Raw genomic sequence first — 23,298 nt, 5'->3', positions numbered from 1 at the left:
TTATGATTACGAGTTTAGGAGTTATTACAATAGATAATATGTCTTTAGAAGATATAGCATACAGCAATAATTACACTGAGTATATTGAGCTGAAAAATGATATAGATTCGGCTAAGAAAAAATTAAAGATTAAAAATATTTGCAATACTTATGATGCTTTAAAAATAGCAGAGTATATAAATAATTTAGGAGATAAAAAATGAAAAAAAATACTAATACCTGCAATTTATGTCATAAGAGAGATAAATGCAGAGAGTTATGTGATGATATGAAAAAAGCAATAAGAAATAAAAAAAATAACAATGATATTTATTCTGACGCTACATTTAATGTATTTGAAACAGATATTTCTAAAGTTATATATACTTTTGGACTTTCAAAAGTAGAAGATAGAGACAGTAAAAGAATAATAATAGCATTACTAAAAAAAGACCAAAGGGAAATGCTGGAACTGCTTGCAAAAGGATATACACAAAAAGAAATAGCAGAAAAATTAAAAATGTCTCAAAGTAATGTATCTCAAAAATTAAATAGTATAAAGAAAGAACTTCAGGATTCAATGATACAGATAATGCCGTATATTTTATAATTTTTTCTTTAGGCAATGAATTATCCTTATATTTTTTTATATAAGTGTATGAATATAGATATAAGGATAAAACATGGCAAAAGAAAGTATAACAGAATTAAATAAAAAAGAAACTTCATTAATAGAAAAATATATAAAACTGAAAAATGAAGAGAAAAAAAATAAAGAAAATATTGAGGCTTTAAAAGATGATGTTCTTGCATTATTAAAAGAACATGAAGGCAAAGTAGTTCATAACGGATATAACATATCAATGCATGAAAATACATCATATCAATACAGTGAAGCTATAGTGAATATAGAAACAGAGATTAAAGTCTTAAAGCAAAGAGAAGTAACACTCCAAATAGCAAAAGAGAAACAAAAAACTGAATATATAAAAGTATATGAATTACAAAACAAAAATAAAGAGGCTTAATCTATGCTAAATGAAAATACATTAAATAAAATCGGTATAAATAAGAAATGGCTTTTACCATTAAATAATGCTTTTCAAAAACATAACATTACAAACATAAAAGAAGCTGCTATGTTCTTGGCACAAACAACACATGAAAGCAATGATTATAAAAGACTTGAAGAGAGCTTCAGATATGCACCTCAAAGGCTTTTTGAAGTTTTCAAAAAAAGGGTTGGAAGTTTGGAAAATGCTAAAAAGTTATGTATTCAGGGAGCTGAGGCTATTGGCAACTTTGTTTATGGCGGTCGTTTAGGTAATGCTGAAAACGAAGGCTATAAATATAGAGGAAGAGGAATAATACAGCTTACTGGAAAAAATAATTATAAAAACTATGGTAAAAAAATAAATGCTGACTTAGTTAATAATCCAGACCTTGCCAAAGAGCCTAATAATGCTATAGAGATTGCATTATTATTTTGGAAAGAAAAAGGCTGCGGTTTGCTAGCACGTAAAGGAGATGTAAAAGGAGTTACTAAACTTATTAACGGCGGATACAATGGACTTGAAGACAGAGAAGAAAGATATAAAAATATATTAAATATACTTGGAGTTTAATATGCCTGCATCAAAAGAAAGCAGAACTGCTGTATTGGAAAAAAGATTAATGCGTATAGAAAATACAGTCGGTCTTAATGAAGACGGTACAAAAAACGGAAACGGACTTATTCATAAAATGGAAGAAGTAAAAGAAGAAATTAAAAATCTTAGAAATGATATAAAAAGCTATGATACATATTTAGATAATCTATCAGAAGATTTTATCAAAATAGATTTAAGAATAGAAAAGCTTGAAAATCAGATACAGGATTTTTTACAGAAAATGAAAGAAGATAAAGATAAAAAAGAAAATGAATTAAAAGAAATAAAGAAAAGTTTAGAAGGTAATATTACTGTTGATACTTTGCATAAGTTTCAAAAAGCGGTTGTGGGTATAGCAGGACTTCTTACAGCAATAGGTACTATAGTTGGAGCTATTTTTTATTTTACTAAATAAGAAAAAAGCGAAAAAAAAGCCAAATCGATAATTTATTATCGATTTACTTATAGGCTTTTTTGAGCATAGCAATAATAAAAGCTGTTCTTTATTTTACTAAATAAAAAAGATTAAAAAATATAATAATAGGAGTATATATGATACCAATAATAACGGGCTTTTTGTCAAAAATAAACAAAAAAATCATTATAGCAGTCATAATGGTTTTAATAGTTTCTATTTTTATAGTATTAATAGCTGCTAAAGACAGTGAAATACATAAAAAAGAAAAAGAGATTGCACAGTATCAGGAAGATATTAAGGGCTTGGAGCTTAATAATCAAACGCTTCAAAATGAAATATTATTTATTAAAGAAAATGAGAAGTTTCAAAATAGTTTTAGTAATTCTAGTTTAATGATAAAAAATATAGATGAAGAATTACTGACAAGGACAGAACATGAAACATTTAATAATATATCTAATAATTTTTATAAGTATTTTAATGATATTAACTTCATGCAGTACAAAAACAAAATATGTCAAAGTACCGCTTTCTACACCGCCAGAAATATTTATAATCAAGTCCGTAACAAATCGGCAAGATTTAATGAGAAGATACCAAGAAAGTATTATAAAGATTGGCGAATGGCAGCTATGGTACAACATACAAGTAGGAACGAATTATTACTTATATAAAAAATAAATAATATGTATACAGCTGCTTTTACCTCCGTGTAGCAGCTGTATAAAAAACATCCATGTTTTTAGGAGTTTTATATGGCTTTAAGTAAACCTAACGAATATAAAGAAGTATCTGCAAGGCAGAGTGAAGAAACTGTATATGCAGAAGATATTAATCAAATAATATCAAATATAGAAAAAATAAAAGGAGGACAAGCTAACGAAGCTCCTATTTCTAATATAAAAGAATTAAAAGAAAGAGTTGATGGTTTAACAAACGGAAGTACATCATCAGCTGATAAAATAGCTTTTAATAATGATAATGCCAATTTAGATTTTTCAGACGGATACGATTTTCCGCCAATAAAAAATCAACTAAGTGATAATTATAATATCAGTTTAGTAACTGATTATTATTTAAATAGTTTATCTCATATAGATAATGCAGAAGAAGTTTATGATCTAGTATTAGAAAAGAGTACTGATAAATATGTTTTGAAAGGTACTTTAATATATAATAATAATAATAATACTTCTTCTAATCTTATCTTTAACATAATATCTATACAAAAAAAAGGTGAAGAAAAAAATAAAGATATTATATATATAACAAATGAATTATCACAGTTTATTTATCAATATGCAAATGCATCAGATAATGAAATAGTTATAGAAGGAGAAGAAAAACTTAAATATAATTTTGCTTTAGTTTTTGGAAGTCCTATGTTTGTTATAGGAAAACAAGATTCTAGTAGTTTTGAAGCTAAAGAATATACTATAAATATTAATATAGAAATATCAGTAAATAATATACGAAATTATCAAGATTTTATATTTATTCAAGGTACTAATGATACAGTTTCTTTCATAAAAGCAAATAATAAAAATGAAAAAATAGTATTTCAAGGAAATACGAAGTCAAAAGTTGGAAATACAATATTTATTATTTTTAATATTTTTATGCTAGAAAATTATCTTGATATAAAAACTGATAAAAATGACAGCTATTATATAGAAGCAAATGATATGATTACTTCTAATAAAAATAAGCCTATAAAATATTATATAAGAAAATCTGTTATTGATGGAACAGAATTATCAGAGAAATATTCTAATATCAATATGACTTTGGGTTATTTAGAAATAAAGCATACTGATGATACTGATATAGAAAAAGATGAAATACTTTCTTTTAATTTAACAGCTCAGAAAAATGTTGATGTTGAAAAAATAGAAAAAGAGAAAAATCTTCAAAATGCTATAGAAATATTAAATGATAAATTTAACAGTTTAATAATATTGTTAGGAATTAATAACTCTAATTTTGAAATAGCCTCCTCCATTTTGGGATCGCCAATTCTTGATAATAAAGTAAAAGACTGCAGTAATTTATCTCTAGTAAAAAATGCAGATAATTCTTACAGCTTAAAAGGAAATATAGAAATATATGAAGATGCAAATACAAGTTCTAAAATGATTATAAAAACAGCAAAAGAGATAGAAGCAGATATTAAAAATATTGTACCTGTTATAATGACAGATAATTTTATCATTATGATTTTAGTATTTGAAAATTATTTATATATTAATATGCAAAAAAGTTCTGAAACTGCTGTAACTAATGAACATTTTGATAATATTAAATTGATAGACAGCAAAATAGTATTATTTAATAATGAAATAATAAATAAAATGTCTCCTACTAAAGTAAGCGAAGATTTTGGAATAGTTTATGAAGAAGGAAAATATAAAATAAAAGGTCAGTTAATATTTGCAAGCGGAGAAAGTAATTTTAGTTTTTATACAAACAGCGGTATCATTGATTTCTTTGAAGATAATACAGAATATGATATCAGTACAAATGAAGGCAGCTTAAAAGCTGTTTATCATCATAATAATGGTTTCATGTGCAGTTTAGAGTTTAGAGGAACTGCTGGAACTGCATATAATATAGATTGGATATTGCCTAAACAAATATAAATTAAGGAGTAAACATGTTTAAATTAATATTAATTTTTTTAATAGGTGCTATGGTAGTTTTTACTTTCATTGGAATAGTAAAATACTATAATAAGTTTATGAATGAAAAAGAAGGAACATTTAAAGAGAGATTAAAAGCTCTCATTAAAGAGAAGACATCAATATATTATTTTATTAAATTAACTTACGGATGTGTGATGTTTTTTATAGCTGTAATTTCGTAGGACGCATTATGAACGTATTAAAAGATTTACTTTTTATTTTATATATAAAAAATTGTCCGCTTTAAGTATCTGCTTGATAAATCAAGCAGATGCTCCCAATTTTTTATTTTTAAGTTTTTTATATTAAAAAATTATTACAGAGGTTATTTATGTTTAATACCTTTAAAGATTTACTTCTATGTTCAAAGACTGGGCATTTATCATCTATGCGTTTAATAAGTTTATTAGGTTCAGCGGTTATGCTTGTTTGTATAGCGTTTTTAGTTTTTTCTAAAGATGTTAGGCTTGGTGAAGCTCTTCCATTTTTGATGGGAGGTTTGCTTGGACTTGCTGGATTTAAAAGCTATCAGTCAAAGTTTGAAGGCGATAAATAATAAATAATCAATATTACTATTCATCTACCATTTTTTTCTCCTAAATTATAATAAAATGTTTTATGGGCAGAGCTTTTTTAAAGTTCTGCCCTATTTTTTATTATTTTTTTTGTATGCTTTCTAAATATCTTTTATGAATAGCCTCTATATATTCGCCTAAAGACATATTGTACTTTCTTGCATAGTCTTTCATTTCATTAATACACTCTTCTGAAGCTGTAAAAGCCCAGTGTAATTTTTTTGGTGCTTTTTTTAACTCTTCTTTTTTTTCTAATTCATTAGTCATATACAACTCCTTGATATTATTTATTTTAATATTATAATTTTAACACCAAATATACAGTAATATATTTGGTGCTTTTAATAAGGTATTAACCTTAATCTTTGAATATGTCTATTAGAGCAATTACGGTATTGGCTATAACAAATATTGCTCTAATAGCTTTTTCTAAATTAAAAGACATAATTCACCTCCTCTTTTATTTAGTAAAAATAATTTTTTAAGATATTAAAAAAATATTTTTTATATAGATATATAAAAAAATATAAGGAAATATCGATAGAGGTATAAAATGAAATCTAAAAAATATTTAATGAAAAATTATTTAAGACGATAATAATTATATCTAAGAAAACAACTCTATTCTTTTTCAAAAGTCAAGCAAATTTTTTAGAATAAAAATGGAGTTGTTTTTTTATGCTTAATGCTGAAAAATATAATCTTTATGATTATTCCAAAGATGTCAATTTTATCCTTCAATTTGCTGATTATCTTTCTATAGATAAAAGCCCATCAACTGTAAAAACATATAAAAATAATATTATATATTTTTTTAAGTTCATAATAAAACAAGATAATGATTATTCTATTTTCTCTGAAAAAGACTATCACTATATTTGCAACACTGAAGTCTTATACAAAAATATAAATAAAGAATTATTAGAAAAATATATATCATATCAAACAGAACATCAATTATCATCTGATATTATTAACTGCAGAATAAATGTTGTTAAAAGTTATTTAAAGTTTTTGCATAAGAAAAAAATAATAGAAGCTAAAATATTGATAGATACTTTTGATGATATAAAAAGACCAAAGCCAATAATAAAAGAGCAGTTGGTAGTAAAAGCAAATCAAACTTTAGATATTATAAAAAAAATAGAAAGAACTTCAAAAGAAAGTTTCACAAATCAAAGAAATATTTTAATGATGCTTTTAATGTCAAACACAGGCATTCGCAGAAAGGAAACTGCAGGCATAGATATTAGAAATATTAATCTTGAAAACAAAACTATAACTATTTATAAAACCAAAGGAAGTAAGCCTCGCATAGTTGTTTTTTCTGATATGATTAAAGATGTATTAATTGATTATATAGCAGAGCGTGATGAGATATTAAGAAAAAATAAAATTAAAGAACAGAATAATCTTTTTATAAAAAATAATGGTCAGGATTTAGCAATAGAAACTATGACTATGATTATGAGAGTAATATCAAAAAGAAATAAGGTAAAAATAACCTGCCATTCTTTTAGACGTGGGTTTGCAACTGATATGGCAGAGAGCGGAACAGAAACTTATTTAATAAGCAAGATGATGGGACATTCAAATATTAACACAACAACAAGCAGATATATTTATGTGCTTATGAATATGATAAAAAATGCAATGAGTAATCACCCATTCAATAAAGCAAATACAGAAAAAATAAATAGAGATAATGAAATCAAAAATATAAAAAATGACTTTCAGGAAAATATAACAAATACGCTTAATACAATAGTTCTAAAAATGAATGAGCTTAGTAACAGGATTGATAAACTGAGTACAAAAAATGTATAGCTAAACTATATATTTATACTATACCATACTACTGTATAATAAAATATAAACAAATTTATATTTACAGACGCTTTTTTAAAAAAATGATGTCAGTATAAATTTTTTAAAAAAATAAATTTATAAGGAGTGCGGTATGCAAAAATTAAAACCTGTTATCAAAGAAGAAAAAAATATAGGGATAACTTTGAGAGTTACAAAGACAGCATTTCAAGAGATGAAGAAAGAGGCTGACAGTTTGAATATGAGAGTAAGCAAGTATTTATTAGAACTGCATAAAATGTATATCAATGAAGTAAATAAAAAGTAATCAGCCTAAATAAAAAAAGAGGGTAAGGTTCTGCGAAAACCTTACCCTTGAAACATAATTTAAATAAAGGATTCAAACTATGCGTAATAGCTATATTCTAATACTATTTTTAAAAATAGTAAATAGCATTCTATTAATTTTATTTGAAATTATTAATCAAAATAAATATCAAAAATTATACTCAATATTAAAAAAGAGCAATCTTATATTAACATTGATTATAAATATTTTATCAATATTTCATTTTGATTAAGACTTAAAAAATAGGGCTGAAACTCTGCAAAGTTCCAGCCCTGAATACTTCACATTAAAAGGAGGTGATTCCTTATGAGTACTGGTGAAATATTCATCATCATAATAGCATTAATATTGCTTATACAAGAAATAAAAAAATAAGCAATATACAGGGTAAGGTTCTAGGAAAACCTTACCCTAAAAAACATCATTTTAAATGGAGATATAAAACAATGTCCTATATTAACATCAAAATTATATTACTGTTTTTAAAAATAGTAAAGTACATTTTAACTTTTTTCATCAAAATAATCAATAAAGATAAATACAAAAAACTGCATTGCATATTAGATAAGGCAGATTCTTTTTTAACCCTCATCATAAATATTTTATTAATAATTGATTCTGATTAAAAAATCAAAATATATATCAATATCAAAAATCATTAGAGAATATAAGCTCATTAAAAATTAACTCAAAACTTTTTGATTTAACTTTTTATCATTGATTTGGTGATTTTTCGCAAACGGTCATTTTGTTAAGTTCAAAGAATAGCCGTTTACAGTCGCAAACGGTCATTTTGTTAAGTTCAAAGAATAGCCGTTTACAGTCGCAAACGGTCATTTTGTTAAGTTCAAAGAATAGCCGTTTACAGTCGCAAACGGTCATTTTGTTAAGTTTAAAGAATAGCCGTTTACTGTATAATTTTTTTATGATATTTTTTCTATAAAAGGCGTTTTGTAATGCTGATTTATGCTGTTGCGATAACATCATAAAAAATTGAGTTTTGATTTTTTATTTGAAGGGCTTTATTTGAAGCGTAGAGGCTTGTTTTTAGGGCTTTTTTAGGTTTAATATAGATTTATGTATGCCAGATTAAAAAACTTCAAAAACAGGGCTTTTTTTATAAATACCAGATAACTATGTTTTTTAGTTTTTTATTTTTAAAATCTTTAAATTAAAAAGAAAGTTAAAAAGTAGGTAGGTAAGTAGTTAACCTACTGCAAGAAATGTGCCAAAAACTGCATACAAACCTACCCACCTACCTACTAAAAAATCAAATTTATTTTATTAAAAAATTAGTTTTAAAAATTTTTTTTATTTTGTTGACTTTAAAATTATTTTGTGTATATTAGTTAATGACCATTAAAATTAAAAAATGCATCAAAAACAAAAGCCTGAGAAACTTTTGTAAGCATTATAAGGACATAAAAATGAAAGATGATAGAGGTATAATACTATCTTCTAAAGAGTTGTATGCTCAGAAGAAAAATAAAAGTAATAGTTCTTTAATTTTAATAAGCTCGAAATGCGGTACAAGTGTGAAAAACTATCTCTCAAATAGTTTATGTCCTGCTTGTATTTTAATGGTCAATAAAAATAAAGCCTTGTACCGCTTTCTTATAGATTTTAAAAAATTCGTTAAACTTTTAAGTTTGTCAACAGCGAGCTCTCCCTCATCTTCGTTCGGGGAACCTTCCCGCACGGTATTATCTACTCTATATAAAATGTCAACGCGTACCCGAGACGAAGTCCGCCTGTGGCGATGGTATGCGGCTGATTACCTACTATTATACAAAACAAGTAATTTACTATACATATAAAACATATTTTATTGATTAACAAATATATTATAATTGTTTAGATATATCCTAAAAATTATAATTTTATTCAATCATGATTATGTTTTATATTCTCTCTATAAACAGGCTGAAACTCTTCACGAAGAAGTTTTCTATTTAAATCTTTACCTATAAATACAATCTCAAGTTCATCATTCTCGCTTGCTCCGGTAACAGCATATCTTCCGTCTACAACATCGTATCTTAAATAATTATTACCGCATTTTATAACACCCTTAGACCTAGCGATATGTCCGAATCTGCCATGTATAATATCTTCAAGAAGAAGAATAAATTTATTTTCATTTATCACTTGACAGCCTTTCATACTTATAGAATCCGGCATCTCTTCATTTTTCTTGTTTTCTAATTCTTTAGCCTTATACTTATCATCTAAAAATGATTGTAAAATGCTATCCCACCATTCTTTATTTTTATTAGAATAATGCTCTTTAAGTATTTCTATATTATCTAATGATACATTATTTTTTATTATTAATGATTTTATTTTGTTTATAAGGTCATCTATTTCATATTTTTCTTTGGATTCTATTTTTGAAATAATAATTTTGGAAGTATTTAAAATCTGGTCAGCGTATATATCATCATATGAACTTAAAAAACTGTCAAAAGCATTTGCATCTATAATTGTAATAGGTTTTAGAAGAACTATTCTATCATACTGAATTTGTTTTATATTATTAATAATATTGCTTAATTTGGCAACGCCAGTTGGTTCAACAATTAAATATTCAGGGTCAAGTGAGTTTGCTATAGTAAGTATTGAAGAGGCAAAATCTTTTTTCATAGTGCAGCATACACAGCCTTCTGTAAGCTCCCAAATATTCATACCTTCATCTTTAAGTATATTGGAATCTATATCAACATCACCGTATTCATTTTCCATAACTACAAAATCTTTTTTAGTTTTATTTGCCATTTCTTTGATAAGTGTTGTCTTACCTGCACCAAGAAATCCTGATACTATAAGTATTTTCATGTTTACTCCTATTTGATGAGCTTGTATTATTATATAATAGTTTATATATTAAAGCTATAAATATAATAGAATTATAATTTAAATTGCTGTATTTTTTATTATTTTTATGTATAATATTTTTTATAAAACTAATGAGAGATTATTGAGTTGATTGATTATGAATTGTTATAATTTTATTCATAATATGAAAGCTGATATTGAGTTTGCATTTCTTAAAAAATTTAACTTTGAAACTTTTGAAGATAATACTTATTTTTATTATGATTATATAGATAAGTTAAAAAATAGTGATAAAGGCTTAAATATAAAATATAATACCGCAGTTTTGCAAAAGATTATAGATTCTTATATAGATGAATGTGCTTATACTGGAGATAATGAGAGCTTTGAAAATGTTATAGGAAGTCTTAATGCTGTTATGATTAAAGACAGCTTTAATATATATGCAAGAAATAAAGCAGCATTTTTATACTATACTAGATATATTTATGATTCTGATGATATTTATTATGATATAGCAATGGAGAATATAAATAAAATACTTCATTATGAGAATGATATTACTTATTTTATTTTGGCTCTTTTATATCAATTTAAATATTTAAACACTAAAGATAATCAATTTTTTAAAAATGCTCTTTATGCATACAAAGAAGTAATAAAATCAAACGGTAATGATATAAATTTAAGCTTCAATATTTATCTGTTATATAAAGCCAAATTTCAAAATATAGAAAAAGAAAAATATTTTGATATAGCAGCAGAAGCATATACTGAAATACTCAATATAGATAATGAAAATATATTTGCATTATGCGATTTAGCAAAACTTTATAGAGATAAATTTATACTTACAAAAAATTCTGATTATTATTTGAAAGCTGTCAATTATTATATGGAAATATCATATATAAGCAGAGATGTTAATATTATGCTTAATTTGGGTTTTTTATATACTTTGATGTTTAAATACAGCAGTGATTTTAATTTTTATGAAGAGGCTGTTTCATTATATAAACAAACACAAGAAGCCAAAGAGAATGATATTATTTTATATAATTTACTAGGATATTTATACACAATTAAATACAGATTTACAAGAACTAAAATAGATTTTGAACTTGCTTTGAATTATTATAACAATATAGATAATAATAATAAGTATTATTTTATGGGGCATTTGTACTTAATATGCTATGATTATACAAAAGATAATTTGTATTTCAATGCTTCTCTCTCTTCATTTAATCATTTGGATACAGATGAAACTGATATATTAAACTCTTTAGCATATCTTCATGAATGCAAATTTAAAATTACAAAGCATAAAGAAGATTTTGATGAGGCTATATATTATTATAACAGAGCAATAGCAATAGACAGAGATTATTTATATACATATATTAATAGATTTGAACTTTACAGACTGGCATTTCATTATTTTGATGACAGCAATTATTTTAATTTGATTATTAATGATTATGAGACTTTATTTAATGAGGGAGAGCTTAATAATGATAAAATGCTTGCATACTATATTAATCATAATATAGGCTCTTTTTATTATAATCTATATGCTGAATGTTTGGAAGATAAAAATATATGTGCTAAATATAATTTTAAAGATGAGTTTTTTAATAAGGCTTTAGTATTTTTTGAATCTTCAAAATCATTTATTGCTATAAGTGATTTATACAGGCTTAAATATATAGATGAACATAATGACGACAGATATTTTGATTTGGCATTGTCATATGTTGATAAGAATGCTGATTTATTTAGATATGATATACATAATTTTTTACAGAGAGCTATAATTTATTATGAGAAATACAAAATATCAAATGACATAAAATATTTTGAAAGTTCTTTGGAATATTTTGATTATGCTTATGATATAAATAAATACGATAAGACTTTATATTATAATTCGGCACTTCTTTATCATTATAGAATTACAGAAAGCAGATTTGAAGATTATAAGGAGGCTGAAAAGAATTATCTTAAAGCTATAGAGTTAGACAGCTCATATTTAAAGGCTATTGAGAATTTAGCATTTTTATATTATATAGTATATAGTGTTTATAATGTTAATGGAATATTCAATAATTCTTTGACTTGTTTTGAAAATGTTCTTCTATATAATGAAACTTCATTAATAGCTTTAGAAGGTATTGGCGATTTATACAGCTTAAAAATTACAAATAATAATTTAGATAATATAACTAAATATGAATATATATTAAAAAGTATAGAATATTATGAAAGAGCTTTGTCTCTTGGTATAGGAATTGATACTATTTATAAAAAATTAGAGAGTATGTATTTTATATTATTTAATGAATATGGAGATACTGCTTTTATAGATGATTATTTTGATAAATATAATTCTCTTTTACCTGTAAACAGAAGTTTGGCTAATAAGCATTTATTTATACTCAATAATGTTATGTATGATATTTATAAACAAAATAAATATTTAATTAAAGCAGGAAAATGTTTAAGCAGTTTAGAGACTGATATATTTTCTATAAGGCTATGCATAGAGTTTTTTAGATATTTATTTTATGTTACAAAAAATACTAGATATGCTTTGCTTACTTTATTTTATTTGGAGTATATATCAGGTATTGAAAGAAGCAATATAGATTATTATTTTGAGATTGGGCTTCTTTACTACAAAGTATATTTAAAAACTAAAAACTACGAATATATTATACATTCTTTTCACTCTTTCAGCAGAGTTTTGGATATTAATAAAGTGTATCCTGAATGCAATTATTATAAGGCTCTTATATTAAAGCATTTATATGATAAGACTTTGAAAATAGATTATATAGAAAATGCATTTGATAATTTAAATCAGTCTGTAAAGCTTAGAAATATAAAAGCATATAGTTTGATAGGAGATATTTATTTAAGTATGTATAAAAAATATAAAAGAGATGAAGAGTATTTAGATAAAGCAATTAACAATTATAATTTGTCTCTAGAAAATAAATACTATGGAAAAAATGAATATGAGGTTTACTTTTCTTTGGGGATTTGCTATTATCTAAAATATAAAGAGCATAAGAATATTGAAGAGTATTATGATAATTCATTTGAGTATTACAAAAAAGCATTGAACATAAATAATAAAAGCATAAAAATAAAAAGATTTATCAAATATCTTCAGATAATAAAAAGACTTCCTCCTTCCGCATTTTAATATGATTAAAAATAATTTTTTATAATATTTATTAACTCTGATTTTATAATATTAAAATCAGAGTTTAAATCTATTGTATTAACTGCAAAATATTTATCATTTATCTTGTATTCTTTATTAAGATTATCATTACATAATGGATAAAGTAAAATACCTTTGATAGTTTTAAACCTTTTATAGGAATTATTAATATTAGACATATAAGAAAATATTTGATATAAATGACTGCTCCTTAAAGAAACTTTATCATTATTTTTTATTAATATATTTTTATAAAACTTTGTATCTATTATTAAACATTTCTCTTTATTGTAAATCATAATATCTGTTTTCATTATAGGTATATATTCATTATCATTAATATTCCATTTTATAGTTTTGTTTTTTACTTTTATATTTTTATTATGAAAAAAATATATTTTATAAAAGTTTAAAACAAATTTCTCATAGAGCATATGCATTCTTTTTTCTTCATTAAAATCTATAAACGAATATTCACTGCTGTTTTTATTAACTAATAAATTTTTATGTACAAATTTACAAATATTAATTATAATCTTGTAATGCATATTGTTTTTATTATATTTTAATAATTTGAAAGTTCTGTTATTAACATTTATATTTTTTATCTTTATAAAGTAATGATTTAATTTTATTAATTTTTCTTTAATATCATTATCTATATTTTTGTAATTAATAAGTTTATTTAAAGTGTATTTTATTATTTGGTTAAAGAGTATATCATTAGAGAGTATATTATAACTGCATACCAGCTTTTTATGAGTATTTCTTTTTACAGATTCTGAGAAGTTAATTTTTCCTTTTAATACTGATAAATCCTCTTCCAAAGTAATATAGCCTCTATAAAAACCTCTTTTAATTAATTTTTCTAAAAAGATATTAAGAATATATCCCATAACATTATAAATATTATCAAACTTTTCATCACCGAATATTTCTTTTTTATCATTATCTTCATTGATGATATTCCAAATATTCCAAGCATAAGAGAGCATGTAGTATATATTTTTAATAGGTATTTTTATATTATTATTCATTTATCAAAAAGTAATTTTTTATTTGCAGGGCTTTAGCACGCACCTAAGTTCTTTTTGTAGCACAGGCGAAGCCCGCCTACGGCGAGAACCAAAAAGACTGCAATTTTACAAATCTAAAATTATGAGTTATTAATATATAAAAAAATTATAATTATGATTTAAAAATAACAGTATTATTATATATCCAATAACTTTTTTATTTCCTTCTCTGCTCTCTCTTAATTATCAAACCAATACTCTCTTAATGTAGGAGCTACTTCATATTCTATAATATTTTTGTATTCTTCCTCATCTATTTTATCGCAGAAATAACTATGACCTATAGTACAGCCTCTGCCTAGTATTTTATCATTTTTTATAATATTATTTAACTCAATAAACTTTGTATTTATTTTATTTATAAGATTATCGTTTATATTCTTTTCTTTCAAATAGTTTATAAACTTTTCATTTCCGAAAGCAGGCTCAATATCTACAAAGCAAAATCTTCTTCGCAGTGCATAATCAATAACAGCAATGCTTCTGTCTGCAGTATTCATCATACCTATAATATACAAATTATTAGGCACGCTGAAACTTTCATTATTATAAGGAAGTATAATTTCAGCATCTCTATTGTCAGCCTCTATAAGCATTAAAAGCTCGCCGAATATTTTAGATATATTTCCGCGGTTAATCTCATCTATTATAAAAAAATAATCATTATCCATATCGGAAGAGGCTTTCTGACAAAAATCATAAAACACACCATTTTTTAATTCAAAGTTTTTATCTGTAGGCTTATAACCTATAATAAAATCTTCATAAGAATAGCTTTCATGAAACTGCACCATTTTTATTTTACTGTCATCGGCTTCTCCAATTATTGAGTAAGCAAGTTTTTTGGCAAGAAAAGTTTTACCTACTCCGGGCGAGCCTTGAAAAATAATATTCTTTTTTCTTTTTAATAAATTATAAATAGTGTCGTACTTTTCTTCAGATATAAAAACTTCATTAAGGAAATTTTCTTTACTATATGAATTATCCGATTTATCATTAGTTTGTGTAATTTCTTCATCATCTGTTTTTTCATCTTCAAACAAATTATCAAATGATATATCTTTAATATTATTTTTTTCAATTATTTCTTTACATACTTTTACTAAATTATCAGATTTATCTTTATTAAATGGATAATGATATTTTATATATTCTTTTGTTGAAATTAATGATTTTTCTAGTTCTTTAATACCATGTAGTTTTCCTATTTTTTTAATGATAAATTGCAGTACATTTAATTTAAAACTTCTTTTAAATCCTACACCTTTTCTCATGCACCTATATATTCCGTATAAAAAATTAAATGAACTATATTTGTATATTCCTTTAACATCTATTTTCAAACATTCATTAATTCCTTCTGTTCTTTTAATTTCACCATTATATATTTGCTCCATTACATCATATACTGATTCTAGTTGTTCATTATTTAATTCTTCTTTCATATTTACTCCAAATAAATGATATATATATTAGCTATTTTATTTTACAATAAAAATTATATTATAAAAATTATCTTAAAGGGGCTTCTGATATGCTTACCTTTATATCATCTAATTTATTATCTTCAGTATTTTTTAAGTGAAGTAATTTTCTTATATATTCGGCAACTGCCTCATTGTTTTCTACTTTTGAGCCTATTATTATTTCTTTTATATAATTAGTATTTTCATTAAAAAGTTTTATATAATCAATATAGAGCTTTTTATTATCATTGTCAATTAATATTTCATCAGACTTATAATCATTTGTTACAAGCATTCTAAGTTCCTGTTCTTCAAAGAATGCTTCATGCTTTATTATGTATTTTATGTTTTCAAATAAATAGCTGTATAATTGACTTTTAATATTTTTATAAATTTCATTATTTTTTTGGTTTTCTATTTGTTTTTTAATTTCTCTTGTATAATAAAATATTTTTGCAAATGCATATTTAATCATATCTTCTTTTTTATCATCTTCTTTTAATTCTAATTTATAATCATCATTATTCAAATCATTCAAATCAATAATATTACTTGCATATTTAGATTTTTCTTTATTGTATATAATCTGATTTTCTTTTTCATTATAATAAAGCACCCAATATAGATTTCTTTTATTTTCTTGTAATTTTTCTTTATTAATTTTTTCATTTATTGAAATTTTATTATTTTCTATTTTTAACTTAAATTCATAAGAATAAGGAGAAGTATATGAATTGTTAAAATATTTATTATCTAAAACTAAGCATACACCTGTAGCTTCTTTATTTTCTTTTTTTCCGTATAGTCTAAACATTGTAAGAGAATCTTTATTCCTTGAATATGATGTCTGAAGAGTTAAAGCTTTTTCATCATTTTCTATTTTTATATATATATTATTTTTATTTAAAATACTTTCTAAAATTTTACCTTCTTTAGGATCATTAGCAGTTGTTATATTATTTATCCTTATATTTCCGCTTTCTTTTGTATTTTCTTTAACATTTAATAATAATTGAAGAATATCTAAAGAAGTATAATGCGATATTTCTATATTATTATTTTCTTCTTCAGTGTCAAAAGTTAAAAGTTTAAGTAAAAGATATTCGTATAACAAAAGATATTTTATATTTTCTTTAAGTTTATCATCAAAATTTTTACTCTCTTCAAAACGAGAAATTAAATTTGTTATAGGTTCATTTTTCCATAATATAATATTTTCATTTTCTATTAGCAATTGAAATATTGTTTCTATATTTGAATATGTTTCTAGTAAATTCATAATATCAGTTATAAAATTATTTGAAAAGTCAGGGTTAATTGCTGCTACATTCTTTAAATCATCAATAAATTCTATATATTTTTTTAATTTAGCTTTTGATAATATTTTTACATAATGTGCATTCATATATTTATTATATAAGTTAATAGCTTTTTCAGCATTTTCAATAGATTCATTATATAATCTTAAATTATATAATGATTTAGATTTATAAAAATAAATTATTGGATTATCACTTGATATCTGTATAGCTGTATTAAAGTCTTCTATAGATTCTGTATATTTATTATAAAATGCTTTTATCATTCCCCTATTCAAATATATAGATGAATAATTTTTATTTATAGATATTGCTTTATCAAAATATTCCATAGCTTTATCATATCCATATAAAATTGAATTTGATATTGCTATATTAATATATGCGTCTATATACTTTGGATTTAATTCTATTACTTTTTTATAATCTTCTATGGCTTCCTTATCCATAGCCAAATTAGATTTTAATAATCCTCTTGAAAAATATGCCTCAAAAAAAGTAGGATTTAATTGTATAACAATATTAAAATCATCAAATGCTTCCTTATTTAATTGTAAAAACATTTTTGTTAAAGCTCTATTATAGAAAGATAAAATATATATATTTTTTGTATCTAATAATTTATTATAAATATTTATTTTATTAAAAATAAATTTTTTGGCATTTTCACCTAGTGCTTGTAAAAAATTATTATCTAATATAATATTATTTAAATTTGAATATGATTTAAGCATACTAGAAAAATCTATATTACTGTAACTATTTCTATATGAATTGATTATTGAAATAGCTATAGAAAAATCATTTATAGCATCTTCATATAAACCAATAAAATTTTTATCTATTCCTCTATAAAAATATGCTTTTTCATTATATTGATTTAATTTAATAACATTATCCAAATCACTAATTGCTTCTTTATATTGTTTATTAATTTCATAACATACACTTCTATTTATATACGCTATTTCATTTTTATTATTTAATTCTATAACTTTACTGTAGCCCTCTATAGCTTCTTTATATCTCTGCAAATTTATTTTTGCAAAAGCCATATTGAAATATGCGTCCTCATCTTTATCATCTTTTTCAATGGCTTCATCACATAGCTTTATTGCTTCTTCATAATTTTCTTCTAATATTAATTTTTGTATTTTTGCTTTTAATTCTTCAGTCATAAATAATCCAAAATATTTTAAGTTTTAAATCTACTTTATTATAAAGCATTATAAAAATATTAAAACAATATATAATTATATTAATGATGTTTAAAAAATTACTTTATAAATAAAAACATTATCTTTAATAGAAATTTCTATTAAAAGTAGCTTGAAATTCTTACAAAATATTCATATAATAGCAATCGTGTGTTTTTTATAAGTTTTTTTAAATCTTATATTTTAGCATAATAAAACAAGGAGTTGAAAAATGGCTTCAGTAATTATAGTAGGAACTCAATGGGGTGATGAGGGCAAAGGTAAAATAGTGGATTATCTTGCCGAAAACTGCGAATATGTTGTTCGTTCTCAGGGCGGAAGTAATGCAGGTCATACCGTTGTAGTTGATAATGTAAAATATAAATTAAGACTTTTACCTTCTGGTATACTTTATAACGATAAAGTTTGCGTTATAGGTAATGGAGTTGTTATAGAACCTAAAGTTTTTTTGGGTGAAATAGACGCTCTTGCTGAGAAGAAAGTTAATATATCTAATCTTAAAATTTCTAACAGGGCTCATGTATTAATGCCTTATCATAGGCTTCTTGATGAACTTCAGGAAGAGGATCTTGGAGAAAATAAATTAGGTACTACTAAAAACGGTATAGGTCCTTGTTATATGGATAAATCCAGCCGTTTGGGTATAAGAATAGTTGATTTGATGAATAAAGAAGTTTTTGCTAAAAAATTAAAGTTTAATCTTGAGCTTAAAAATAAACTCCTTAAAAAAGTTTATAATCATGACGGATTTGATTATGATGCACTTTTAAAAGAGTATTTGGAATATGCTGAGAGATTAAAACCTTATGTCGCTGATACTACTACAATATTAAATAAAGCTATTAAAGAGAAAAAAAATATATTGTTTGAAGGAGCTCAGGCTACTATGCTTGACTTAGACCATGGTACTTATCCTTATGTAACATCATCTTACCCTGCTGCCGGAGGAGCTTGTACTGGTTCAGGTGTGGGACCTAGAAAGATTGATAATGTTATAGGAGTTGTAAAGGCTTATTCTACTAGAGTGGGAGAAGGACCTTTCCCTTCAGAGCTTCATGATGATATAGGACAGGCTATAAGAGACAAAGGCGGAGAGTACGGCACTGTTACTGGAAGACCAAGAAGATGCGGTTGGCTTGATGCCTGCGTTGTAAAATATGCTTCCTATGTGAACGGACTTGATTCTATTGCTGTAACTAGGCTTGATATATTAGATGATTTGGATAAATTAAAAATATGTGTTGCCTACAAATATAATGGTGAGATATTAGAAGGTTATCCTGCAGATTTGGATATACTTTCAAAAGCTGAGCCAGTGTATGAAGAGTTTGAAGGCTGGAAAACTAGCACTAGAGAAATTAGAGAATATGATAAACTCCCAGAAAATGCTAAAAAGTATTTAAAAAGATTAAGCGAAGTAATAGAAACAGATATATCTATAGTGTCTGTCGGTGCCAGCAGAGAAGAGACTATAATAGTTAAGAAGATTTTTTGATTATAATTAATTTTTAATATTAAAAAGCCTGTATTTATTTTTCTATAAATGCGGGCTTTTTTGTATATAACAATCCTTAAAGTAAATAAATTTTACTTTATCTTGATAATTTTATATATAATTATAGAGTAATGTATCAAATGTATTAAATAATTACAAAAATTATATATTTTACCTAAATTTTTTGTAAAATTTAGGTAAAATATATTGACAAAATCTGCTTTTAGGCTATACTTATAATTGTAAAGATAATTTACAAGAACATATGAAAACAAATTAAAAGGAGATTTACTATGACTAAAAAATTATTTGCTTTATTAATAACTTTGACTATTATTTCTACTTCAAGTGCTTTTGCTGATTGGATAGTTCCCGCTTCTTCACTTCCAGAGAATGCTAGAAACTTTATACAGAAAGTTTATCCTAATGCTCAGATATGGAAAGAAGAAAGAGATGACGGAAAATTTGAAGTAAAATTATCAAACGGTTCTAAAATAGACTTTTTGTATAATGGAGAGTGGAACAGTATAGACGGTGAGTACAACACAGTTCCTTTCAGTGCTTTACCTCAGTCTGTAGCAAACACTATAAAAAATACTTATCCTAATGCTGTAATAATAGAGGCAGAAAAAGAATGGGGCAATTACAAAGTGAAATTAAATAATTTTATGGAATTGTTTATAACTTCTGACGGACATTTAATGGGACAAAAATTTGACGACTAATAGTATATATATATTACTAAAAAAAGGGAGAGCTAAAAATAGTTCTCTCTTAATTTAAAGTTACAGTTCAAAAAAATAATAAAAGTAATCCCTTACATAGCATTATTTAAATTCCCACTTTATTCTATGCACGCAGAATGTATTTTTTATATCAATGAATTTAGTATTTTAATTTTATGTATATAAGAATAAAGTTAAGAATATTACAAAAATTAAAAAACGCTTGGGTGGGTGCTAAAGTAACAGTAAAAGCTAAAAAAGAAAAAATTTTTTTTAATAACAGTATAAAATTAAAGAATTTAGAGGGTGGGGAATGAGAAGAAATTTTCAAACTTTATTTAAATCCCCGCCCTTTTATATTTAAAAGCTTTATTTTTTTGTTATGTTTTAATTAAATCTGTAAACCTTTACATCAAAATCAATCCCGCCCAAGTGTAATTTAAATTTATGACTTTAGTGCACGCACGCAGCATGAAATTTTATATATTATGTGAATTAGAATTAATAATCAATTTATATATAGTGATCGATTGAACGTGCGTTAAAGAATGTTTTAAATTTAAAAACATTTGTAAATTGAGCTAATCAAGAGTAAAAACAAGTATAAATATTTAAGTTTTTCTAAATGAAATATTTGTTTGTAATTATATTTTTTTATTATATAATATCTAACATCATTTTATGAAAAAATTTAGAAATAGTTAGTTTTCATGCAGAATATATGTATAATAACAGATATAGGTACAATATACGGGTTTGGACATATTACCCGTATGAAATTTATTGCGGACAGGCTTAAAGAATACTATAATTTTATATTTTCTTCTATTAACGATAACAGCGATTTATTTAAAGATAAAACTATTAAAAGCTGTAAATATAATGAAATAAAATCATTAAATCCGTATTTGATAATAGTAGATAGCCGAGAAGTAGAATCTAAGTTCATAAAAGAATTAAAAACCATAAGTAATGTTATAATAATAGACAGTGTAGGAAGTGAAAGAGTTTTTGCTGATATAGTAATAGAGATGCTCCCAAATATAGATAGTTCTAAAGAAGTTAATATAAAACCTTTTATAGCTACTATACTTAATTCTAATATAAAACCTAAATATGATGAAAATGCTCCAGTTCTTCTTTATTTAGGATTTAATAATGATTTGAAAAAGAAGGCAATAGATATTATAAGTAAAATAGAAGATAAAAATTTTGTTCTTATAGAAAGGGACGGAGAAAGCGGATACAGTAATATAAAGTATAAAGATTTTAGCCCAGATATATTTGTAAGTCCCTACAGTGCAGTTATAACATATTTTGGTCTTACAGCATTTGAATGTATAGAAGCTTCAATACCTACAGTGCTTCTTTCTCCTACAAAATATCATAATGATTTGGCTATGAGCAAAGATGAATTATTTTTTAATTTGGGTTTTTTTGAAAATGTTAATACTGACGAAGCAGTTTTAAAATTAAAAGATTTTTTATTTAATAAAGATACTCAAAGTAAGTATTTGGAAAACGGCAAGTCTATAAATACCGAAAAATCTCTCGAGCGTATCAAAACAATAATAGATAATATAAAAGATTTTAAAGATATAAAATGTCCATTCTGCGGAAGTTCCAATATAGAGATGAAAAATAGAAATATAGAGTCTAATCTTTACAGCTGCTTAAAATGTCATACTTTGTTTAGAAAATATTTTCTTTCTCCGTTTACTGATTATTCTTCCAAATATTTTGTAGAGGATTATAAAAATCAATATGGTAAGACTTATGAAGAAGACAGCAAAAATCTAACAGCATTAGCAAGAAGACGTTTAGAAAAAATAAAAAAATTAAAGCCAAAGGGTAAAGTTCTTGATATTGGAAGTGCTATGGGTTTTTTTCTTAATGAGTCAAGAGAATTCGGTTATGAAACTGAAGGTATAGAAATAAGCGAATATGCTTCATCATACTGCCGAGATACCCTTAAACTCAATGTTCATAACTGTTCGCTTCTTGATTTTGAGTATAAAGAAAAAGAATACGACATAATAACAGCTTGGTATGTTATAGAGCATATATATAATTTTGAAAATATTTTAGAACGTATACTATATTCTCTAAAAGATGATGGTATATTAGCTTTTGCTACCCCTAATGGTTATGGTATTAGCGGAAGATTTAATAAAAATTATTTTCCTATAGTACCAAGCGATCATGCTTTTGAGGCTAATCCTAAATCTTTGGATATATTTTTATCAAAATATTCATTAAAATGTATAAGCCTAGAGAATCAAAGTATTTATTATAGCAGATTTTGTGATATATTTAATTTAAAATTTATCAGTAAAAATAAATTACTTTCCCAAATATATAATGCTTCAGCAAAAAAGAAAAATTTAGGCGACACATTCGAGTGTATATATCAAAATAATAAAAAATGATTATAATATCTTATGATTTAAGTATATATTGTTTATAATAATAAGTT

Annotated in this window: 22 protein-coding genes; 17 read left to right on the top strand and 5 right to left on the bottom strand. The window is 24.3% G+C overall.

The window, feature by feature from the left end; genetic code table 11:
- Positions 1 to 2 precede the first annotated feature (2 nt).
- The 9 genes from BMUR_RS06525 (at position 3) to BMUR_RS06485 (ending at position 5,283) form a co-directional block, all read left to right on the top strand.
- Entirely contained in the window at positions 3 to 203 is a 201-nt protein-coding gene (locus BMUR_RS06525) for a hypothetical protein (RefSeq protein ID WP_041749991.1), read from the top strand.
- Positions 200 to 589 (top strand): helix-turn-helix transcriptional regulator, encoded by a 390-nt coding sequence (locus tag BMUR_RS06520; protein ID WP_013113812.1) that lies wholly within the window; start codon positions 200 to 202, stop codon positions 587 to 589. Before BMUR_RS06525 ends, BMUR_RS06520 begins: the two co-directional genes overlap by 4 nt.
- Before the next feature lie 73 nt (positions 590 to 662).
- Positions 663 to 1,007 carry a hypothetical protein gene (locus BMUR_RS06515; protein ID WP_013113811.1) on the top strand — a complete coding sequence of 115 codons (345 nt, stop codon included), beginning with the start codon at positions 663 to 665 and terminating at the stop codon, positions 1,005 to 1,007.
- A gap of 3 nt (positions 1,008 to 1,010) precedes the next feature.
- Complete coding sequence (locus tag BMUR_RS06510; protein ID WP_013113810.1) at positions 1,011 to 1,604, top strand: glycoside hydrolase family 19 protein; 594 nt, start codon at positions 1,011 to 1,013, stop codon at positions 1,602 to 1,604.
- A 1-nt stretch (position 1,605) separates the two neighbouring features.
- Complete coding sequence (locus BMUR_RS06505) at positions 1,606 to 2,043, top strand: hypothetical protein (RefSeq protein ID WP_013113809.1); 438 nt, start codon at positions 1,606 to 1,608, stop codon at positions 2,041 to 2,043.
- Positions 2,044 to 2,180: 137 nt separating this feature from the next.
- Entirely contained in the window at positions 2,181 to 2,720 is a 540-nt protein-coding gene (locus tag BMUR_RS06500; RefSeq protein ID WP_013113808.1) for a hypothetical protein, read from the top strand.
- Between the two features lie 81 nt (positions 2,721 to 2,801).
- Complete coding sequence (locus BMUR_RS06495; RefSeq protein WP_013113807.1) at positions 2,802 to 4,685, top strand: hypothetical protein; 1,884 nt, start codon at positions 2,802 to 2,804, stop codon at positions 4,683 to 4,685.
- Between the two features lie 14 nt (positions 4,686 to 4,699).
- On the top strand, positions 4,700 to 4,909 hold the full coding sequence (locus BMUR_RS06490; protein WP_013113806.1) for a hypothetical protein: 210 nt from the start codon (positions 4,700 to 4,702) through the stop codon (positions 4,907 to 4,909).
- Positions 4,910 to 5,058: 149 nt separating this feature from the next.
- A complete protein-coding gene (locus BMUR_RS06485; RefSeq protein WP_013113805.1) occupies positions 5,059 to 5,283 on the top strand; it encodes a hypothetical protein in 225 nt (74 codons plus the stop codon).
- A gap of 100 nt (positions 5,284 to 5,383) precedes the next feature.
- Here the strand turns inward: BMUR_RS06485 and BMUR_RS06480 are convergent, their stop codons facing one another.
- Positions 5,384 to 5,569 carry a hypothetical protein gene (locus BMUR_RS06480; protein ID WP_013113804.1) on the bottom strand — a complete coding sequence of 62 codons (186 nt, stop codon included), beginning with the start codon at positions 5,567 to 5,569 and terminating at the stop codon, positions 5,384 to 5,386.
- A 411-nt stretch (positions 5,570 to 5,980) separates the two neighbouring features.
- On the opposite strand from BMUR_RS06480, the gene BMUR_RS06475 reads away from it, so the two are divergent.
- The 3 genes from BMUR_RS06475 to BMUR_RS14945 all read left to right on the top strand — a co-directional run bounded on the left by BMUR_RS06475 (position 5,981) and on the right by BMUR_RS14945 (position 9,274).
- Positions 5,981 to 7,129, top strand: coding sequence for a tyrosine-type recombinase/integrase (locus BMUR_RS06475; protein WP_013113803.1), 1,149 nt, complete (start codon positions 5,981 to 5,983; stop codon positions 7,127 to 7,129).
- A gap of 133 nt (positions 7,130 to 7,262) precedes the next feature.
- On the top strand, positions 7,263 to 7,436 hold the full coding sequence (locus BMUR_RS14750) for a hypothetical protein (RefSeq protein ID WP_013113802.1): 174 nt from the start codon (positions 7,263 to 7,265) through the stop codon (positions 7,434 to 7,436).
- A gap of 1,448 nt (positions 7,437 to 8,884) precedes the next feature.
- On the top strand, positions 8,885 to 9,274 hold the full coding sequence (locus BMUR_RS14945; protein ID WP_244833523.1) for a hypothetical protein: 390 nt from the start codon (positions 8,885 to 8,887) through the stop codon (positions 9,272 to 9,274).
- A gap of 67 nt (positions 9,275 to 9,341) precedes the next feature.
- Here the strand turns inward: BMUR_RS14945 and BMUR_RS06470 are convergent, their stop codons facing one another.
- On the bottom strand, positions 9,342 to 10,292 hold the full coding sequence (locus BMUR_RS06470; protein WP_013113800.1) for a CobW family GTP-binding protein: 951 nt from the start codon (positions 10,290 to 10,292) through the stop codon (positions 9,342 to 9,344).
- Positions 10,293 to 10,449: 157 nt separating this feature from the next.
- Here BMUR_RS06470 and BMUR_RS06465 point away from each other — a divergent pair, with 157 nt between their 5' ends.
- Positions 10,450 to 13,503 carry a tetratricopeptide repeat protein gene (locus BMUR_RS06465; RefSeq protein ID WP_013113799.1) on the top strand — a complete coding sequence of 1,018 codons (3,054 nt, stop codon included), beginning with the start codon at positions 10,450 to 10,452 and terminating at the stop codon, positions 13,501 to 13,503.
- A gap of 5 nt (positions 13,504 to 13,508) precedes the next feature.
- On the opposite strand, the gene mcrC is transcribed toward BMUR_RS06465, so the two are convergent.
- The 3 genes from mcrC to BMUR_RS06450 form a co-directional block, all read right to left on the bottom strand.
- The gene (gene mcrC, locus BMUR_RS06460; protein WP_013113798.1) at positions 13,509 to 14,561 is read right to left on the bottom strand and encodes a 5-methylcytosine-specific restriction endonuclease system specificity protein McrC; all 1,053 of its coding nucleotides are present in this window, start codon (positions 14,559 to 14,561) and stop codon (positions 13,509 to 13,511) included.
- A 218-nt stretch (positions 14,562 to 14,779) separates the two neighbouring features.
- On the bottom strand, positions 14,780 to 16,045 hold the full coding sequence (locus tag BMUR_RS06455; protein WP_013113797.1) for an AAA family ATPase: 1,266 nt from the start codon (positions 16,043 to 16,045) through the stop codon (positions 14,780 to 14,782).
- A 67-nt stretch (positions 16,046 to 16,112) separates the two neighbouring features.
- Positions 16,113 to 18,563, bottom strand: coding sequence for a tetratricopeptide repeat protein (locus BMUR_RS06450; RefSeq protein ID WP_013113796.1), 2,451 nt, complete (start codon positions 18,561 to 18,563; stop codon positions 16,113 to 16,115).
- 250 nt (positions 18,564 to 18,813) lie between these two features.
- On the opposite strand from BMUR_RS06450, the gene BMUR_RS06445 reads away from it, so the two are divergent.
- From BMUR_RS06445 to BMUR_RS06435, 4 genes are all read left to right on the top strand, one after another.
- Complete coding sequence (locus BMUR_RS06445; RefSeq protein WP_013113795.1) at positions 18,814 to 20,097, top strand: adenylosuccinate synthase; 1,284 nt, start codon at positions 18,814 to 18,816, stop codon at positions 20,095 to 20,097.
- A 293-nt stretch (positions 20,098 to 20,390) separates the two neighbouring features.
- Complete coding sequence (locus BMUR_RS06440; RefSeq protein WP_013113794.1) at positions 20,391 to 20,822, top strand: PepSY-like domain-containing protein; 432 nt, start codon at positions 20,391 to 20,393, stop codon at positions 20,820 to 20,822.
- Between the two features lie 176 nt (positions 20,823 to 20,998).
- The gene (locus tag BMUR_RS14745) at positions 20,999 to 21,139 is read left to right on the top strand and encodes a hypothetical protein (protein WP_013113793.1); all 141 of its coding nucleotides are present in this window, start codon (positions 20,999 to 21,001) and stop codon (positions 21,137 to 21,139) included.
- Between the two features lie 393 nt (positions 21,140 to 21,532).
- The gene (locus BMUR_RS06435) at positions 21,533 to 23,251 is read left to right on the top strand and encodes a class I SAM-dependent methyltransferase (protein WP_013113792.1); all 1,719 of its coding nucleotides are present in this window, start codon (positions 21,533 to 21,535) and stop codon (positions 23,249 to 23,251) included.
- Positions 23,252 to 23,298 lie beyond the last annotated feature (47 nt).

Source organism: Brachyspira murdochii DSM 12563, from assembly GCF_000092845.1.
Taxonomy (GTDB): Bacteria; Spirochaetota; Brachyspiria; order Brachyspirales; family Brachyspiraceae; genus Brachyspira; species Brachyspira murdochii.
The sequence above is the reverse complement of the archived record's forward strand: the minus strand, read 5'-3'. Positions and strand labels throughout refer to the sequence as shown.

Coding starts and splice junctions, on each gene's coding strand:
- BMUR_RS06435 (WP_013113792.1), top strand. CDS start 21,533: ATGCAGAATATATGTATAATAACAGATATAGGTACAATATACGGGTTT.
- BMUR_RS06470 (WP_013113800.1), bottom strand. CDS start 10,292: ATGAAAATACTTATAGTATCAGGATTTCTTGGTGCAGGTAAGACAACA.
- BMUR_RS06450 (WP_013113796.1), bottom strand. CDS start 18,563: ATGACTGAAGAATTAAAAGCAAAAATACAAAAATTAATATTAGAAGAA.
- BMUR_RS06485 (WP_013113805.1), top strand. CDS start 5,059: ATGTTTAATACCTTTAAAGATTTACTTCTATGTTCAAAGACTGGGCAT.
- BMUR_RS06475 (WP_013113803.1), top strand. CDS start 5,981: ATGCTTAATGCTGAAAAATATAATCTTTATGATTATTCCAAAGATGTC.
- BMUR_RS06455 (WP_013113797.1), bottom strand. CDS start 16,045: ATGAAAGAAGAATTAAATAATGAACAACTAGAATCAGTATATGATGTA.
- BMUR_RS06515 (WP_013113811.1), top strand. CDS start 663: ATGGCAAAAGAAAGTATAACAGAATTAAATAAAAAAGAAACTTCATTA.
- BMUR_RS06495 (WP_013113807.1), top strand. CDS start 2,802: ATGGCTTTAAGTAAACCTAACGAATATAAAGAAGTATCTGCAAGGCAG.
- BMUR_RS06490 (WP_013113806.1), top strand. CDS start 4,700: ATGTTTAAATTAATATTAATTTTTTTAATAGGTGCTATGGTAGTTTTT.
- BMUR_RS06445 (WP_013113795.1), top strand. CDS start 18,814: ATGGCTTCAGTAATTATAGTAGGAACTCAATGGGGTGATGAGGGCAAA.
- BMUR_RS06520 (WP_013113812.1), top strand. CDS start 200: ATGAAAAAAAATACTAATACCTGCAATTTATGTCATAAGAGAGATAAA.
- BMUR_RS14945 (WP_244833523.1), top strand. CDS start 8,885: ATGAAAGATGATAGAGGTATAATACTATCTTCTAAAGAGTTGTATGCT.
- BMUR_RS14745 (WP_013113793.1), top strand. CDS start 20,999: ATGTATATAAGAATAAAGTTAAGAATATTACAAAAATTAAAAAACGCT.
- BMUR_RS06525 (WP_041749991.1), top strand. CDS start 3: ATGATTACGAGTTTAGGAGTTATTACAATAGATAATATGTCTTTAGAA.
- BMUR_RS06500 (WP_013113808.1), top strand. CDS start 2,181: ATGATACCAATAATAACGGGCTTTTTGTCAAAAATAAACAAAAAAATC.
- BMUR_RS06465 (WP_013113799.1), top strand. CDS start 10,450: ATGAATTGTTATAATTTTATTCATAATATGAAAGCTGATATTGAGTTT.
- BMUR_RS06505 (WP_013113809.1), top strand. CDS start 1,606: ATGCCTGCATCAAAAGAAAGCAGAACTGCTGTATTGGAAAAAAGATTA.
- BMUR_RS06440 (WP_013113794.1), top strand. CDS start 20,391: ATGACTAAAAAATTATTTGCTTTATTAATAACTTTGACTATTATTTCT.
- BMUR_RS06510 (WP_013113810.1), top strand. CDS start 1,011: ATGCTAAATGAAAATACATTAAATAAAATCGGTATAAATAAGAAATGG.
- BMUR_RS06480 (WP_013113804.1), bottom strand. CDS start 5,569: ATGACTAATGAATTAGAAAAAAAAGAAGAGTTAAAAAAAGCACCAAAA.
- BMUR_RS14750 (WP_013113802.1), top strand. CDS start 7,263: ATGCAAAAATTAAAACCTGTTATCAAAGAAGAAAAAAATATAGGGATA.
- mcrC (WP_013113798.1), bottom strand. CDS start 14,561: ATGAATAATAATATAAAAATACCTATTAAAAATATATACTACATGCTC.